12 protein-coding genes are annotated in these 16,056 nt (G+C 59.1%); 1 reads left to right on the forward strand and 11 read right to left on the reverse strand.

Going from position 1 to position 16,056, the window contains the following annotated elements:
• Positions 1-142 precede the first annotated feature (142 nt).
• The 5 genes from xerD to DF200_RS05300 all read right to left on the reverse strand — a co-directional run bounded on the left by xerD (position 143) and on the right by DF200_RS05300 (position 4,468).
• Complete coding sequence (gene xerD / locus DF200_RS05280; RefSeq protein WP_109137243.1) at positions 143-1,081, reverse strand: site-specific tyrosine recombinase XerD; 939 nt, start codon at positions 1,079-1,081, stop codon at positions 143-145.
• An 85-nt stretch (positions 1,082-1,166) separates the two neighbouring features.
• Positions 1,167-1,550: a 50S ribosomal protein L20 gene (rplT, locus tag DF200_RS05285; protein WP_109137244.1), complete on the reverse strand. Its 384-nt coding sequence runs from the start codon at positions 1,548-1,550 to the stop codon at positions 1,167-1,169.
• Between the two features lie 51 nt (positions 1,551-1,601).
• Positions 1,602-1,796, reverse strand: a complete 195-nt coding sequence (rpmI, locus tag DF200_RS05290) for a 50S ribosomal protein L35 (RefSeq protein WP_109137245.1) — start codon at positions 1,794-1,796, stop codon at positions 1,602-1,604.
• Positions 1,777-2,520 (reverse strand): translation initiation factor IF-3, encoded by a 744-nt coding sequence (gene infC, locus DF200_RS05295; protein WP_109137246.1) that lies wholly within the window; start codon positions 2,518-2,520, stop codon positions 1,777-1,779. Before infC ends, rpmI begins: the two co-directional genes overlap by 20 nt.
• A 250-nt stretch (positions 2,521-2,770) precedes the next feature.
• Positions 2,771-4,468 (reverse strand): fused MFS/spermidine synthase, encoded by a 1,698-nt coding sequence (locus tag DF200_RS05300; RefSeq protein WP_241520139.1) that lies wholly within the window; start codon positions 4,466-4,468, stop codon positions 2,771-2,773.
• 135 nt (positions 4,469-4,603) lie between these two features.
• On the opposite strand from DF200_RS05300, the gene DF200_RS05305 reads away from it, so the two are divergent.
• Entirely contained in the window at positions 4,604-4,957 is a 354-nt protein-coding gene (locus DF200_RS05305; RefSeq protein WP_109137247.1) for a VOC family protein, read from the forward strand.
• A 12-nt stretch (positions 4,958-4,969) separates the two neighbouring features.
• On the opposite strand, the gene DF200_RS05310 is transcribed toward DF200_RS05305, so the two are convergent.
• From DF200_RS05310 to DF200_RS05335, 6 genes are all read right to left on the reverse strand, one after another.
• Positions 4,970-5,767: a Cof-type HAD-IIB family hydrolase gene (locus DF200_RS05310; RefSeq protein WP_109137248.1), complete on the reverse strand. Its 798-nt coding sequence runs from the start codon at positions 5,765-5,767 to the stop codon at positions 4,970-4,972.
• Between the two features lie 247 nt (positions 5,768-6,014).
• Positions 6,015-7,028: an FRG domain-containing protein gene (locus DF200_RS05315; RefSeq protein WP_109137249.1), complete on the reverse strand. Its 1,014-nt coding sequence runs from the start codon at positions 7,026-7,028 to the stop codon at positions 6,015-6,017.
• Positions 7,025-10,063: a restriction endonuclease gene (locus DF200_RS05320; RefSeq protein ID WP_109137250.1), complete on the reverse strand. Its 3,039-nt coding sequence runs from the start codon at positions 10,061-10,063 to the stop codon at positions 7,025-7,027. Before DF200_RS05320 ends, DF200_RS05315 begins: the two co-directional genes overlap by 4 nt.
• A gap of 1 nt (position 10,064) precedes the next feature.
• Positions 10,065-11,933 (reverse strand): site-specific DNA-methyltransferase, encoded by a 1,869-nt coding sequence (locus DF200_RS05325; protein WP_109137251.1) that lies wholly within the window; start codon positions 11,931-11,933, stop codon positions 10,065-10,067.
• Entirely contained in the window at positions 11,926-12,702 is a 777-nt protein-coding gene (locus tag DF200_RS05330) for a DUF4391 domain-containing protein (protein ID WP_109137252.1), read from the reverse strand. Before DF200_RS05330 ends, DF200_RS05325 begins: the two co-directional genes overlap by 8 nt.
• 6 nt (positions 12,703-12,708) lie before the next feature.
• Positions 12,709-15,849 carry a helicase-related protein gene (locus DF200_RS05335; protein ID WP_206603416.1) on the reverse strand — a complete coding sequence of 1,047 codons (3,141 nt, stop codon included), beginning with the start codon at positions 15,847-15,849 and terminating at the stop codon, positions 12,709-12,711.
• Positions 15,850-16,056 lie beyond the last annotated feature (207 nt).

Raw genomic sequence — 16,056 nt, forward strand, 5'->3', positions numbered from 1 at the left:
AAGGACTAGGATTTCGCGCTCACCCCAAGTGAGGCACCACTCCGGATTACGCGCTCACTTTCAAATGAGGCACCTCGGTGTTTCCGGGGAGGCCGCGGAGTCCATGCGGCGAACCGTCCCGGACGTCCGACGCGCGGACATGTCACCGGGCGCGCGGATGCGAGGCGGCGTAGGTCTCCATGAGGGTCTGCGGGCTGACATGCGTATAGATCTGCGTGGTGGTGACGGAGGCGTGGCCGAGCAGCTCCTGCACGCTGCGCACGTCGGCGCCCCCTTGGATCAGATGAGTGGCGAAGGAGTGCCTCAGCGTATGGGGGTGCAGGGGTTTGGTTATGCCGGCCCGTCGCCCGGCGAGGCGGACGATGTCCCATACGGACTGCCGGGAGAGACGACGCCCGCGCTTGTTGAGGAATATGGCCCTCATCTCCGGATTGGTCTTCGACCGGCCCATCAGATCGGTTCGTGCGCCGGCCAGATAGTCGCGCATGGCGGCACATGCGTAGGAGCCCACGGGCACGAGCCGCTGCTTCGACCCCTTGCCCATGAGTCTGGCCACATGCGATTCGAGGTCGATGTCGGACAGGTCCGCGCCCACGGCCTCGGAGACGCGGCATCCGGTGGCGTACATGAATTCGAGCAGCGCCCTGTCACGCACCCCGACCGGGTCGTCGGACCCCTGCGGGCAGGCGGCGTCGAGCAGGGAGGCCACTTCGTCGATGGTGAGCACATCCGGCAGGGTTCCAGGGCTTTTCGGCGCCTTGACGTCTTCGGAGACGTCGGCAGGGGCCTTGCCTTCGGCGACGATGAACCGGTGCAGCTCATGCACCGCGGCGAGGCGGCGCGCACGGCTCCGGGCGCTTTCGCCGGCGAGCGATGCGATGAAATCCTCGACGTCCCGTCTGTCGATGCCGTCCGGAGAGTCGATGCCGCGTGAGGCGAGCCACGCCGTATAGCGCGTGAGATCGGAACGGTATGCGGCTATGGTCGACTTCGCCAGCCCCCGTTCCACGTCGATGTGCGCGAGGAACCGTTCGACGAGTCCTTCCAATTCGGTCACCGGGATCGCCCCCACGTCGTGCATGAATATCGGTGTGTATGGATGATATGGAAAACCCCGCAGAACGATGCTGCGGGGTTTATCGCGATGCTGATTCGCACCTGCGGGATCAGGCCTCGACCGGGGCGTTCACGTCCTCGGGGAGGGCGGCCTTGGCGGCCTCCACGATCGTCTTGAACGTGTCGGGGTCGGAGACGGCGATCTCGGCGAGGGCGCGGCGGTCCAGGTCGATGTCGGCCAGACGCAGGCCCTGGATGAAGCGGTTGTAGGTGATGCCTTCGGCGCGGACGGCGGCGTTGATGCGCTGGATCCACAGCTTGCGGAAGTCACCCTTGCGCGCCTTGCGGTCGCGGAAGTTGTAGTTGAAGGAGTGCAGCAGCTGTTCCTTGGCCTTGCGGTACAGGCGGGAACGCTGGCCACGGTAGCCCGAGGCCCTTTCGAGAACGACGCGGCGCTTCTTGTGGGCGTTTACTGCGCGCTTTACACGTGCCATATGTTATTTCCTCAGCTTTCTAATACGTCTTCTATGCGTGCAATCCACTGATCAGTGGTTGAGCATGTTCTTCAGGTTCGCGGTCTGGGTCTTGGCGAGGACCTTGTCGGCCTTCAGGGCGCGACGGACGCGAGCCGACTTGTGCTCGAGGTTGTGGCGCATGGAGCTGCCAGCGTGCATCAGCTTGCCCGTGCCGGTGACGCGGACGCGCTTGGATGCAGCGGAGTTACTTTTCATCTTCGGCATTGCTGCCCTCCTTGTGAGTGGTGTTCTTCGAGGAAGAGTTCTTCAGTTCGGCGCCGGCCGCGGCCGCGGCCTCGGCCTGGGCCTCCTTCTTGGCCGCCAGACGTGCGGCCTGACGGGCCTGACGCTCGGCGCGGGCGGAGGCGCCACGTCGACGCTGCTCGGACTGGGTGTGGACCTTCTTGCCCTTCGGGGCCAGCACCATGATGATGTTGCGGCCATCCTGGCGCGGCTGGGACTCGATGGTGCCCACTTCGGAGACCTCGTCGGCCAGACGACGCAGCAGCTCGACGCCGCCGATGGGGCGGGACTGCTCACGGCCGCGCAGCATGATGGTGACCTTCACCTTGTCGCCGCCGGAGAGGAACCGCTCCACGTGGCCCTTCTTGACTCCGAAGTCATGGTCGTCGATCTTCAGGCGGAAACGAATCTCCTTGATCTCGGCCGTGCTTTGGTTGCGACGGGCCTCACGCGCCTTGATCTTCTCGTTGTACTTGTACTTGCCGTAGTCAATAAGCTTGGCCACCGGCGGCTTGGCGTTCGGCGCCACCTCGACGAGGTCGAGGTTGGCCTCACGCGCCAGATTCAGCGCGACCGAGGTTGCGATGACGCCCACCTGCTCGCCCTTCGGGCCGATCAGGCGTACTTGCGGTACGCGAATCTCTTCGTTGATACGTGGTTCGGCGCTAATGATGACTCCAATCCCTATTGCCCGGCGAAATTCCATCTGCGTCCGAAACCACAGCCGTCGTATATGGCGCGCCCGTTCGGCTCATGCACGGCATATCACCGGACTCATGGAACAAGCGTCAATCATATGCGGACGCATTCGTATCCGATCGAATCGCCGCAATCAGGCTGTAGGCCTTGGACCCGAGGCCATGAGAGGCTTCCAGGTGGGATTTCTCCACTTTCTTGATTACTCAAGCCTTGAAGATATTACCACGGTTTTTCCGATGCGCAACCGGCGTGTCGAGTCATCGCACCGCCTTGAGCAATCCGGGGATGCCCTGCTCCCTGAGCAGCTTGCGGTACGGTCCCGCCTCCTGCGCGATGAGCTGGTCGATGGCCCTCATACCGAGCACCTCGACGGGCGCCTTGTCGTCGGTGAGGATAAGCCCGCTGCCGGAGGCGGGTTCGGGCACCTGCCTGAACCTGTGGGCCACGTCGGTCATGAACATGGCCAGTTCGGTATCGTGCGTGTTCATCACGGTCATGGCGCGCAGCGCCGCGGCCTTGGAATCCTTGGACAGGGAGCTCGTGCCGCGGAACGACCTGTCGTCGCCGATGGTCTTGGCGAACAGCTCACGGTTGGTGGTGCCCGGCACGTCGGCGGTGATCACGTTGCCCTCCTTGAACACGGAGGCTATGGTCGCCTGCAGCGCCTCGTTGATGGAGCCCTCGCCGTCGGAGATCATGTTCATGTTGACGACCATCACGCCGCCGGGGTTGAGATGCTCCTTGACCATCGTGAAGAATTCGGTGGAGCTCATCTGGAACGGGATGGTGATGTCCTGGTACGCGTCGACCATGATGACGTCGTATCGTCCATGGGTGGCCGCGAGCCATGCGCGGCCGTCGTAGGTGCTGACGGGGATGTCGGAGGGCTCGTCGAAGTACTCCCCCGCCAGCCGGGTGATCTTCCCGTCGAGCTCCACGCCCTGTATGCGCATCCCCGGATAGTATCGTCTGAGCTGACGGGCGTATGTGCCGGTGCCCATGCCCAGGATCAGCGCGGAATCGGCATGGTCGGCGAGGGACGGCGCCGCGAGCGCGGTGTCGTAGTACATGCCGGTTAGTCCGTCGCTCTTCATGGCGACGGACTGCACGCCGAACAGCACGTTGGTGGAGAGTATCGTCCGGTCGGAGAGGTTCTTGACCTGCAGGTAGTTGTAGATGGACTCGCCCTCGTAGGCGAGCGTGGCCCTGTTCTCCCAGAACGCGAATCCGGTGAGCGGCGAGACGATGGCCGTGCCGACGAACACGACGACGGAGACGGCGGATACGACGAGTCGGGTCCTTGCGGCGACGAAATACGCCAGCGGCAGAAGCAGCAGCAGTCCGGAGAAGATGAGGAACGTCACGAACGTACCGGCGGCGGGGATGGTGACGAACGTGGGCAGGAACGTGCCGAGGATGGACCCGACGGTGTTGCAGGCGGAAAGACGGCCCACGACGGACGCGTTGTCGTCGAGCGAGTCGGTGGCGAACTTGTTGAGCCCGGGGGTGACGGTGCCGAGCAGGAACAGGGGCGGCACGAAGACGACCATGCAGCTGACGAACGCGGCGATGACGAGGAAGTTCGTCGACACGGTGACGATGAGCAGTCCCGAGACCAGCAGGATGACGTACTTGCCGACCAACGGGATCAGCGATATCCATACGGCGGCGGCGAGGATGCGCAGATACAGGCGGTCCGGGTCGGGGTTGCGGTCGGCCCATCGACCGCCGAACACGGCGCCCAGCGCCAAGGCGATCATGATGGTGCCGATGATGATGGTCCACACGATCTGCGAGCTGGAGAAATACGGGGCGAGCAGCCGGGATGTGCCGAGTTCGGCCGACATGACCGCCATGCCGGAGAAGAACTCCGTGACGTATAGGAATATCTTCGACCGCAGTATCGGTCGCGCGTCCGTCGTCGCCTTGCGCATCATGCCCGCCTTTCCCGTCATTGCCCGTCCTATCATGGCCGGCCCTATCATGGCCGGTCCGACTTGACCATTATGCCGCCGTAGTGACGATTCCGTCACGCGTTTCGCTCCTACAATGAGACGTGAGTGTTCCATCGACGACGAAGGAGAGCCATCATGATCGACCATCTGACCATCAAGGTCAAGGATTTTGACAGGGAGGCGGCGTTCTACGAGGCCGCGCTCGCACCTCTCGGCTATGCGAAGGGCGTGGAGTTCCCCGGTGCCGTGCAGTTCGTGTCCGAAGACGGATCCAGCGTGTGGGTGAGTCGCACGGATGGCGACGTGCAACCGATGCACGTGGCGTTCACCGGCGACGAGGATGCGATAGCGGCGTTCCATGCCGCCGCATTGGCCGCCGGCGGCACCGACAACGGCGCCCCGGGCCCGCGTCCGAACTACGGTCCGACGTATTATGCGGCGTTCGCGCACGACCCCGAGGGCAACAACATCGAGGCCTGCCGGCATTAAGGGCCGGCCCGCCTAGAGCACGCCGAAATGACGTAGCGCCTTGATGACGCCGTCGTCGTCCACCGCGGCGGTGACGTAGTCGGCGGCGGCCTTCGCCTTGTCGCCGCCGGACCCCATGGCCACGCCGATGCCGGCGTAGGCGAGCATGTCGGCGTCGTTGCCGCCGTCGCCGAACGCCATGGTCTCCTCCCGGGAGAATCCGTAGAGGCCCATGAACGCCTTGATTCCCGCGGGCTTGCCGCCGTCGGCGGGTATGAAGTCGCAGAACGAGGGATGCCAGCGCACCGAGCGACAGCCGGGCAGCATGCCGACGATTCTCCGCTCCTCGTCCTCGCCGACGAATGCGGAGAACTGGAAGGTGGGGTGGTCGAGCACGCGGCGGACGTCGTCGACGACCAGCGACGGCGCCGTGGAGCCGAGACCGGCGTATTGGTCCCGGATCTTCGGCGTGATCCGGTTGAAGTAGACATAGTCCTCCTCCGCGAAATTCGCGCCCACATCCGGATGGGCGGCCAGATAATCGAGGAAGATGCGCAGGTCCCCCTTGCCGATGTCATGGGTCTTGAGGAAGCCGTTGCGGTCGAAGCAGTACTGCCCGGTCATGGTCACGTAGCCGTCGAATTCGATGCCGAGCCGTCTGGTGACGATCGTCATCTGCGAGGGCGCGCGCCCCGTGGCGATGAACACCCTGACGCCCTTGGACTTCAACGTCTCGATGGCGTCTTTGGTGGATTGCGGCACCTCATGGGTGGTGAAACTGGTCAGCGTGCCGTCGATGTCGAAGAACACGGCCTTGATCTGCTGCGCCATGGCAAACTCCTCCGTCGTATGCGTCGCGACCAGCTTACCAACGGCGCACGATGCGACCGCGGCCGAATACCGGGCCGGAACGCATCGGACTGTTACGCTGGACATGACGAAGGAGGATTCGATGCGCGGGACCCCCGAACATATTTGACGAGAACAAGCCGATGTCCGGATAATAACAATTCGCCGTGTACAAGCAATAGCGATAATGGGTTTTATCTGATCATCGATTGATGCATAGGAAGGTGAGTCATTCCTTCCTCTTGGATGACTGCTCTAAAATCGGATAAATTCGATTCAATCCATGTGCTGCTTGTGAAAGATCAGCATACAACGAGGACATTGTAAAACCAAACCGGTCTAAATGAATTCCGATTCGAGACTCCCAGGATGCCCCATAATGTATTAATATACGCCTGAAGAATGGAAGTGTTTCCTCCATTCTTTCAATACTCCTGTCATCATTTCTCCACATAAGGAAAGTTCCAGACTGAGCAACTAATCGTCTGTTCATTGGAAGAACCTGTACGGGGATAGGCTGGAATTTGTCTGTTGGTTCAATATCAAGAAACGGCTTCTTGTCAGCTAGGAAAGCTACTCCATCGTCTGAAAAGGTTCTTGGTACTAGATTGTCTATGGAATTTTCTGTACTGTGATCAATGAGAAATTCTGGATAGAAGTGGACCATGTATGCGGCGGCGTCAAATGAGTAAACTGCAACATATTCGGAGTTTCCGCTTTTGCCGTCTGCAGCAAAAGCCAAGGCTGCAAGAGGATTGATGGAAAAATCTAGAAGTCGTGTTTTGAGACCGTAATGTTGGCCTAATGCAAGCCAATCTATGACGCTGGCATCGGCTGGAAGACGATTGTCTTCCAATCGTAAAGCGTTTTCCTTGAATCTTTCTAAGATTCCCTCTTCTTCCTGGTATTTGAAATTCAAAGTACCTTTATATAAGGTACGGTATATTGATGGTTCCAATTTATATTCAGGGTTGCTGTGGCCGCGAAACCATATGCTCTTCCTGTGTTGCTTGGGATGCCGTAGGGCGGTGCTGATAGAGAGTTGTGAAGGGTATTTCATCCGGATTTTCCTTATCTCCTCCGTGAACTGTTCTGTGAAATCCCTATCTGCTGACTCAATGGCAGTCAAAAATTGAGGTATATCGTTAACTTTTGTTGTCTTAATTCCTTCCTCGATATGCCATGTAATGTTGATTTGATCTTCTGAAAGAAGATTCTCTTTATTTATTGTATTTCCGCTCATTGCATCACCTTGTCGTATTGGGTGCGGACGTCGTATTCGAGGTCGGGATGATCCTTGGCGAGCTCGGCGAAGTGGACTTCGGCGCAGTCAATCTTGGAGCGTTCCTCGGGCCGGGTCGCGGCGATGCCGTTCTTGCCGCCTTTGGTTTCGATGACGAAGTAGACCTTCTGCTTGCCGCTTTTCTCCTCGACGTACGCCCAGTCGGGGTTGTATGAGCCGAACGGGGTGTCGATCACGAAGCTGTCGGGCAGTTTCGCGCAGAACAGTACGTCGTCGGCGCGGTCGAGTTGTTGTGCGTAGGGGCGCTCGATGGTCGTCGAATCATAGACCACATAGTCATACAGCCACTTGTCCACATGGCTTGGCGGGAACGCGTTCTGCTTGAGATAGCCCTTCATCCCGTGCGGGGAGAGCACGTTGACTTTGTACCATTCGTCCTCGGGCAGTTTCGTGTACGTGATGCCCTTGGGCAGTACGACGCGCTTTGCCTTCTGGATGCACGCGGCTACCTGTGTGATGAATGTGACTGGGTCGATGGTGAATTCGTCGAGTCTGCCACATTCTTCGAGTATGCGCTTCAGCGTCTTGCGGGTCAGACCGACTACGTCCTGCAGCTCGCGAATCGGGTCGGGCAGATCGTAGTGCAGTCCTTGGGCCATGTCGACCATGGACATGTGGGCGTCGCCGGCCGTGACGCCGGCGTCATCGATGTCGAGCGTGGAACGGTAGCTGTGGATTTCCACAGGGCGGATCTTCTCCATCTCCCCGATGTATTCGATCGACTTCTCCACGAGCTGGTCGCTGTCCACGTTCAGCTCGAATTTGGTGCGGGGGCGGATACGCTTCCACAGTTCGCGGAAGGCGTCGCTCTGCACTGCATCCGAGTTGAGCTGTACCTCGACCTCTTCGCTTTTGTCCTTGATCTGGAGCTTTTCGGCCTTGTGTGCGATGACTTGCTCGATCTGATCGCGCATCGGTTCGAACTCGTCGGGCAGGTCGAGCGTATCCTCCTCCACCGCGGTCTTCAGCGTCTCCGTGATCTCGCCCTTGCCTGTGATGAGGCCCGTTGACGCGAGATGGTCGTACACGGCCTTGGAGTTGTCGAAGCCGAACAGCGCCTCGGTCTGTTTGCCTTCATCGTCAAGCAGATGCAGGCTGGTGAACGATTCGGGCGTGAGTACGCCGAACCGGAACCCGGACTGCTCGAACTCGGATTGCAGGCCGTTGGCGAAATCGTTGTAGGATTCGTTCGCGATTACGGTCAGCGTGTTCGCCTCCGGCTCAAAGCAGCGGCGGCCGGTCTGGTCGACGCACAGGCGCAGTCCTCGGCCGATCTTCTGCCGTTTGGTCATCGTATCCTTGGTCTCCACGAGCGTACAGATCTGGAACACGTTCGGATTGTCCCAGCCCTCCTTCAACGCGGAATGGCTGAAGATGAACGAGTAGTCCTTCTCTGGGTCCTTGCCGTCAGGGAAGGAGATCAGCGTCTCCTTTTTGCGCATGATCAACTGGAACGTGTCCGTGTCGGCGGCTGTGTTGCCTCTCGTGTCCTTGAACCGTCTCTTGCGATCCTCGGAGAAGTATGCGGTGCGCACACGCATGGGGTCGTCGATGAGCGGGATCCCCGCTTTCTCGTAGCGACGCTCCCATTTCGTGCTGTTCACGAGGTCACGGTACTCCTCGTCGAACATGCACGCGTACTCGCCGTCCGCGGTGGTGCCGTCGTCCTGGTATTCGCGATATTTGCCGACCTTGTCGATGAAGAACAGGGACAGCACCTTTACGCCACGCGCGTGCATCTCCAACTGGGATTCAAGATGGTCCTCGATCGTGCGGCGGATCTGCGCGCGCTTGACCAGCGTCTCGGATACGTCGCCCTTCGCCTCGCCCAGTTCCAGATAGTCGCCGTTCTGGAACTCGATCGACTCCATGCCTTCTGCCGTGTCGATGTTGCTCACGATCCAACCGGCCTTGTAGTCCGTGTTGTAGCCGCTGCGCTCGTACAAGTCCTGACCGACCTTGACCTGCACGCTCTTGCGCTTCTGGCCGCCGTCCTTCTGCTTGACGTCCAATGTGACCTTTGCCCGGTAAGGGTCGCGGCTTACAGAGTCCAATCGCACGTACGAGCCGTTCAGGTTCGCCTGCGAAAGCACTGAATCCACGCAGATGCCCTTGACCAGATGCTCTTGGAACGCATCCACCGGGGTTAGCCGGTAGACCATGTTGTACGCCTCTTTATGCGTGGCCGAATAGCGCAGCACGAACAATGGGTTCAGACTGCGGATGGCCTTCTTCGCCTTCGCGGTGTTGTCCACGCTCTGAGGCTCGTCGATGATCACGATCGGATGACATTCCGAGACCAGCTCCTGCGGGGAACGGCCACCGGCCAGCTTCTCGCTCTTACGGTGGAACAGGTTTGACTTGTCGTCCTCGCCGTTCTTGTCGAACGCTTTGTTGAACGCGCCGATGTTGATGATCATCACCTGAATCGACGAGCTCATCGCGAAATTGCCCACCGGACCCATGTTGTTCGAGTCATACACGAAATAATCCAGCGGAGCACCGTCGTACAGGGTGTCGAAATGTTCCTTCATCGTCTCGAAGGATTTCTTCACACCCTCGCGGATTGCCACGGACGGCACCACGATGATGAACTTCGTCAGCCCGTAGCGTTGATGCAGCTCGTAGATCGTGCGGATATACACGTACGTCTTGCCTGTGCCGGTCTCCATCTCGACCGTGAAATCACGCAGACGCCCGTCCGTCAGCACCTGCGTGCGAGGCAGGCAATTACGCTCCTGCACCGCATGCAAACCATCCATCAGCCGGCGTTCGGATACACGCAAATCGTTCGCGAAACCGATACCGACAGTATCGTCCGATGCTGATTGCCATCGATCGACCATCCACTGTTCCGTCTCACCGGCCGTGAACCTCGACATACGGAACTGCTGATCCTGAAACAGGTCGGTTACCGCGTTGATGGCGTCAAGCTGATACTGCTGGTCACTGGAATACTGGAACTGCAATGCCATGTCACACCGTCCGCAACTCGATCTCGTCACCGTCGGCGGAAGCACGGCCGAAGATAGCTTCCGCATTCAGCTTCAACGTATCGTCGATGACGTTGTCACGCAGCAACACGCGACGCGGACGATCTTCCATTCCAGCGATGGCCTCCAGAACGGGGACAGTCAGCCCCTTGTCCATGCAGCAGATGAGCTCGCCCTTGGCCACCGACCAGCACTGGTACCCGTCCAACACCAACGGTTCGATCGGCAACGAGAGATCAAGACCCCACTTGAGCATGACCTCGAACACGAGGTCATCGACGGAACGACCGGCCTTGACCGTGTTGTCCCGCAGATCAAAAGTACCGGCCTGCTGCTCGATCTGCTCGAAATTGGAAGAATCTAACGACAGCACGCGGAACCCGATATCCGGCACCGGCTTCGGTTCCACGCCAAGTTCCAACTGCTTGTTTGACTCGTCAACCTCGGTTTTGATCTTCTGACCGGCACGGCGAATACGTTCCTCGCCAATTTCGCAAATCGTATGATATCCGGCCTTAGCTGCTTCGGATTGAACGTCGCATTGTTCTGGCAGTTGCACCATGATGAAACGTCGATGACCGCCATCATCGGCATTTAATTTCATCACCGCGTGCGCGGTCGTAGCAGAGCCAGAGAAGAAGTCAAGAATAAGAGAATCCTGTTGCGCACCCAGTTTTACCATTTCTTTGATGTAATCGACTGGTTTTGGATTGTCGAATATCGTGAGATTACCCATGTACTCGCTCATCTCTGCCGAACCTTGAGTATTGAATGGCACAAAATCCCAAATCGAAGTGTAGGTGACTCCCTGTTTTACTTCGCTAAGAAAACGTTTTACCTTGGGACGTCCCATGCCGTCAGCGCCAAAGTAGATTTCGTTGTTTGCCAGCATCTTGTTTACAGTATCCCGGCTGTACCGCCAATTACCGTTGTTTGGCGGGAAATGCTGCTCTCCAGTATTAGGGTTAGTAATCGGATAATTCAGAGAGGCAACATAACGTCCGCCTTTCACGTTTGCGGACAAATCCCCAGCCGTCCAAGGCCCTTTGGGATGATGATCAGGGTTTTTGTATTTGGCTAGTTGCTCCTTCGAACGTTCACGCAAATTAAGGCGCACCGCATCCATATTCTTAGCATAGACGAGTGCATATTCATGCGCCGCACCGATAACCTGGTCATTGGGGGGAGTGCTTCGTTTCTTCCAGATTATTTGGACGATAAAGTTTCTTTCTCCGAATAACTCATTGAGAACCAGCCGACCGTTAACGACTTCATGGTCATCAATGCTGACGAATATGACTCCGTCATCACTGAGGAGTTCCCTTGCAAGCCTGAGTCGCGGGTATATCATGCTGCACCAGTTGGAGTGGAACCTTCCGTCGGTTTCCGGGTTGGCTTTGCTTTCCTGCCCGGTCTGACGTTTGTAGTTCTCGATCGGGTCGCCGAACTTGTCGTTGTAGACGAAGTCGTTGCCGGTGTTGTATGGCGGGTCGATGTAGATCATCTTAACCTTGCCATGGTAGGAGCGCTGGAGGAGCTTCAATACTTCGAGGTTGTCGCCTTCGATGTAGAGGTTCTTCGTGGTATCCCAGTCGACGCTCTTGTCCTTTTGCGGACGCAGGGTCGCGGTGGATGACGTCTGGGACTGGCGGATGGCATCGCGTTTGCCGGGCCAGATGAACGCATAGCGTTCCGGCGAGTCGTCGACTTCGCCGCCGAGGATCTCGCGCAGCTTGTCGAAGTCGATTTTCCTGTCCTCCATGATTTCGGGGAACAGGGCTTCGAGTTTGCCGATGTTCTCCTTGACGAGGTCGGCCGATTCGAGCGGCAGCTTCGTTGGTTCCTTACTCATGGGACAGCTCCTTGATGTGGTCCACTATGGTTTGCGCTTCTTCTTTTTTACCGGATGCGAGCACGCGCAGTTCGGCGGACTCGCCGAACGAGGTGTCCTTGTCGTATCGTCTGGCGTCCAGGCCGCGGATCTCCGTGTCCACCCGTTTCAACCGGACAAGTTCCCTGCGGATCTCCGCGCGGTGGATGAGGCCGGGCTTGGGAGTGAATCCAAGCCGGGGGTGCAGGTTGTGGAATAGGATGGCGTCCTGCATGCCGTGCACGTAGTCGAGCAGGTCGGTCTGCGGGAGCCGTTCGTAGGCGAACAGGTCCCAGAACGCGGCCGTGGAGCCGTCCACCGGGTCGAGTGTGGTCGTGGTGTCCACGTTCTCCACGACGGACGCACCCGTCTCGGCAAGGCTCTTGCGTTTCGTCGCGACGGATACCGCACACCCGTCCAACGGGCTTGCGGTGCGCATGAGCAGCACGGTGGGGTTGGCGAACGCGCGGTGCAGGATCAGCGCAAGTTCGCTGGTCCTGTCCCATGAGCCAAGCAGGCAGTCGAGGTAGATGACGGCGCGGATGTCGTACGTGTCGTCGCAGTGCGGCAGGATGCCCGTGTTCGATTTGCCGAGCATTGCGTAATTGCCCAGCTCCCTGAGATTGGCAAGAACCTTCTGCTCCTTTTTAGACAATTTCGCACGAACCGTGAGCACGGTCTTCGGGATGCGTTTGCCTCCTTGCAGTGTCATTTCGGGCAGCTGCAGGTATCGGTTCCACGTATCGGCCATAATGATTCACCTCATAATGACGAACGAAACGAGCGAATAGTCGTCAAACCCAAGATTCTCGGCCGTGCCAACAGGTTCACCGAACCCGAACAGACTATCGATGCCGTTCTTCTCTTCCGTGCCGCCTATGCGCTTGACGGCCGCGTCGAGCAGCTTGGTGTAGCGGCCCATGTCCTGCCCGTCGTTGGTCTGCCGGTTGAACCGGTCGCACAGTTCTTTGATCGGTTCGGTTTTGCCGGCGCATACGGCCCTCATGTAGTCGAGTGCGGTCTTGGGATGCGCGTGCGTGGTCTTGGTCTCGCCCTTGTCGGTCACGTAGATGATGCAGTACGGGAACGTGGGGTTCGATTCGTGGGAGCCCTTGGACTCGTCGTTCTGTTTGAGGCAGAAGATCACGCCCGGTTCAATCTCGCCGTGCAGCTGGTCGGGGATGCGGGTGACGGCGTGCAGTCCCGTGGGCGCTTCGTCGAGCAGGCCCGGATGGGCGTCGACGTAGCGTTTGAGCTCGACGCGGAAATCGTCCAACGCGAAATCGGTGATGGAGATGTTGCCCGAGATATCCTCCAAGTCCAACACCTGCTGCTGGAGCTGCTGGAGCTGACGTTTGCGGTATTGCAGGTCGTTCATCTCGTCGTTGCGTTTGCCTTCGAGCACGTTCTCGTCGCCGGTGGCCGATGAGTCGAGCAGCACCATCCTGTTTTTCACACGTCCCTCGAGTCGGATGTATTCGTCCAGATCGATGTCGGGCCAGAAGTCGACCAGTTGGATACGCGTGTTCTTCGAGCCGAGACGGTCGATGCGGCCGAACCGTTGGATGATGCGCACCGGGTTCCAGTGGATGTCGTAGTTGACCAGGCAGTCGCAGTCCTGCAGGTTCTGGCCTTCGCTGATGCAGTCGGTCGCGAACACGATGTCGATTTCGCCGTCCTTGCGGCGTTCCTCCGGCAGTTCCTTCGACCGAGGCGAGAAGTGTGCGAGCACGTCCTCGAACGTGGTGCGGGGAAGTTTCAGCGTGGACTTCGTGCCGCCGGCGCCCGTGACGAGGGCGCTTTCGACCCCGTAATCCGCTTTCAGGGCCGTGGCCAGCGTGTCGTACAGGTAGCGTGCGGTGTCGGCGAACGCGCTGAACACGAGGATCTTGCGGTTGCCCTTGTTGTACGGGGTCGTCTCGATCTTGGTCTGCATGAAATCGCATAGTTCCGCGAGCTTCTGGTCCCGTTCCGGCGTGACCAGACGCGCGTAGCCGAGCAGCCGCTCCAGCAGCTCGATGTCCCCACGCAGCTCCTCGCGCACCTTGACCGCGTCCACGTCGCGCAGGTCGACCTGCACCTTGCCGGCGGCCTGGAACTCCTCGGCGTCGTCGTCCTCGTCGAACGAGTCCGACAGACCCTGGTCGTCGAACCGGGACAGGCCACTTGACTTGACTTTCGCGAGCTGCGCGTCCAACTTGTGCGCACCGTCGAGGATCCGCTCGAGAGAAAGCCGGAAACTGGAGATGCTGCTTTCGAGGCGCTTGAGCAGGTTCACGCGCATCAGTCCGGCGATCGCCTGCGTACGGTCCTTCTGCGCCTGGAAGCTCTTGCCCCACGAGTCGCCGTACTGTTCGACGTATTTCGCCTGCCTGTTCGGCAGCACGTAGGCGAGAAGCTGGTACTGCGGGAACCTCAATGCGGCGATTAGGTCGTTCAGGTCCGCGATGGGCGGCAGTTCACCCTTCACGTCAATGCCGGGATGCTTCGAGATCGGCTTCAGCCGTTCCGGGAACCGGTCGCCGCCGTTCGATGCATAGTATTTCGCGATGTGCTTGCGTCCTCGCGCGATCGTGAAGATGTCCAATAGCTTGAAATAGTCGGCGTTGAGGGACTCCACGAACGATTGCGTCGTACGCTCGGAGTCGGGCAGTTCGCTCCACTCCTTGAACCGCTGTTGCGCGGTCTTCGTCACGTAGTTGATGCTCGGGATGCCATCCGTTTCGGCCAGGTACGCGTCGTCGTCCTCGGTGATGATGTCCAGCTGGTTGCGCAGATCCAGCAGCCGGTTGTTCACCGGCGTGGCCGACAGCATCAGCACCTTCGTACGCACGCCTGCCTTCACGATGTCGTTGATCAGACGATAGTAGCGGGATTCCGTGGTCGTGTCCGTGGGACGGTTGCGGAAGTTGTGCGACTCGTCGATCACGACCAGATCGTAGTTCGCCCAGTTCAGGGTCTCTAGATCGATGTCGCCGCTCATGCCCCGATGCCGTGACAGATCGGTGTGGTTGAGCACGTCATAGTTGAACCTGTCGGCCGCCAGGATGTTGCGCGTATCGTTGCCACGGTACATGGTCCAGTTGCCGCGCAGACGCTTCGGCGCCAGCACGAGCACGCGGTCGTTACGCAGCTCGTAGTATTTGATCACCGCCAACGCCTCGAACGTCTTGCCCAAGCCGACGCTGTCAGCTATGATGCAGCCCTTGTACTTCTCCAGTTTGCGGATCGCGCCCACCACGCCGTCCTTCTGGAAGTCGTACAAACGGTTCCACACGACCGTGTCCTTGAAGTTCAGACCCGGCTTGATCGGGTCATCCTCGGTCTCCTCCAGAAACTCATGGAACACATGGAACAGCGTGAGGAAATACACGTATTCGGGCGCGTTCTCCCGGTACAGCGTTTCCACCTGCTCGATCACCTGATCGGTCACGTCCTCCAACAGGCCCGGCGTATCCCACAACGAGTTGAACATGGACAATTGCGGCTGGGCTTCACCCGTGGTCTCGAAATGAGAAATCGGCGAGACCACGCCGGCTTTACGCTCATACCCCAGTCCCTCAAGCGTAAACGGCGCATTCATGCCCGTGAACGCCTCCACGTTGCGTGTCCCGTCCTCCACCACATACACCGATCCGGTCTGCAAACGGTTCGCCGACTTCGCCGACTTGAACCGCGCATGCCAGCGCAGCCATTCCGCGCACTCGTGCGCCAAGGCACGCTGGCTCAGGTTGTTGCGCAACGTAAGCTCCAAGCCCACCCCGCCGACGCCGCGCTCACGCGACCGCTGCAACAGCTCGAACTCCTTCGGCTCCTTCGCGTCCGCCATGCGTTTGACGAACGTCGGCTCGCTGAAGATGAACCGCAACTCCTCCACGTCCTGCAGCTCATCACGCATGCGCCCGTATGCGAAAATCGTGAAATATGAGGCAATCACCGACAGCTTTGCATTGACATCCAACGCCCTTCCCAATGCTTCGCCCAACTTCTTTGGACCGATATTGTCAAGCAGCTCCATAATCCCTGATTATATGCGACTTGTGCCATGGCCTTCGAATCCCGCCCCAGCAGAGACGGCCCAACTGACAGGCCACACCGTCCATAC

The organism is Bifidobacterium catulorum, assembly GCF_003129925.1.
In the GTDB taxonomy this organism is placed as follows: Bacteria; Actinomycetota; Actinomycetes; order Actinomycetales; family Bifidobacteriaceae; genus Galliscardovia; species Galliscardovia catulorum.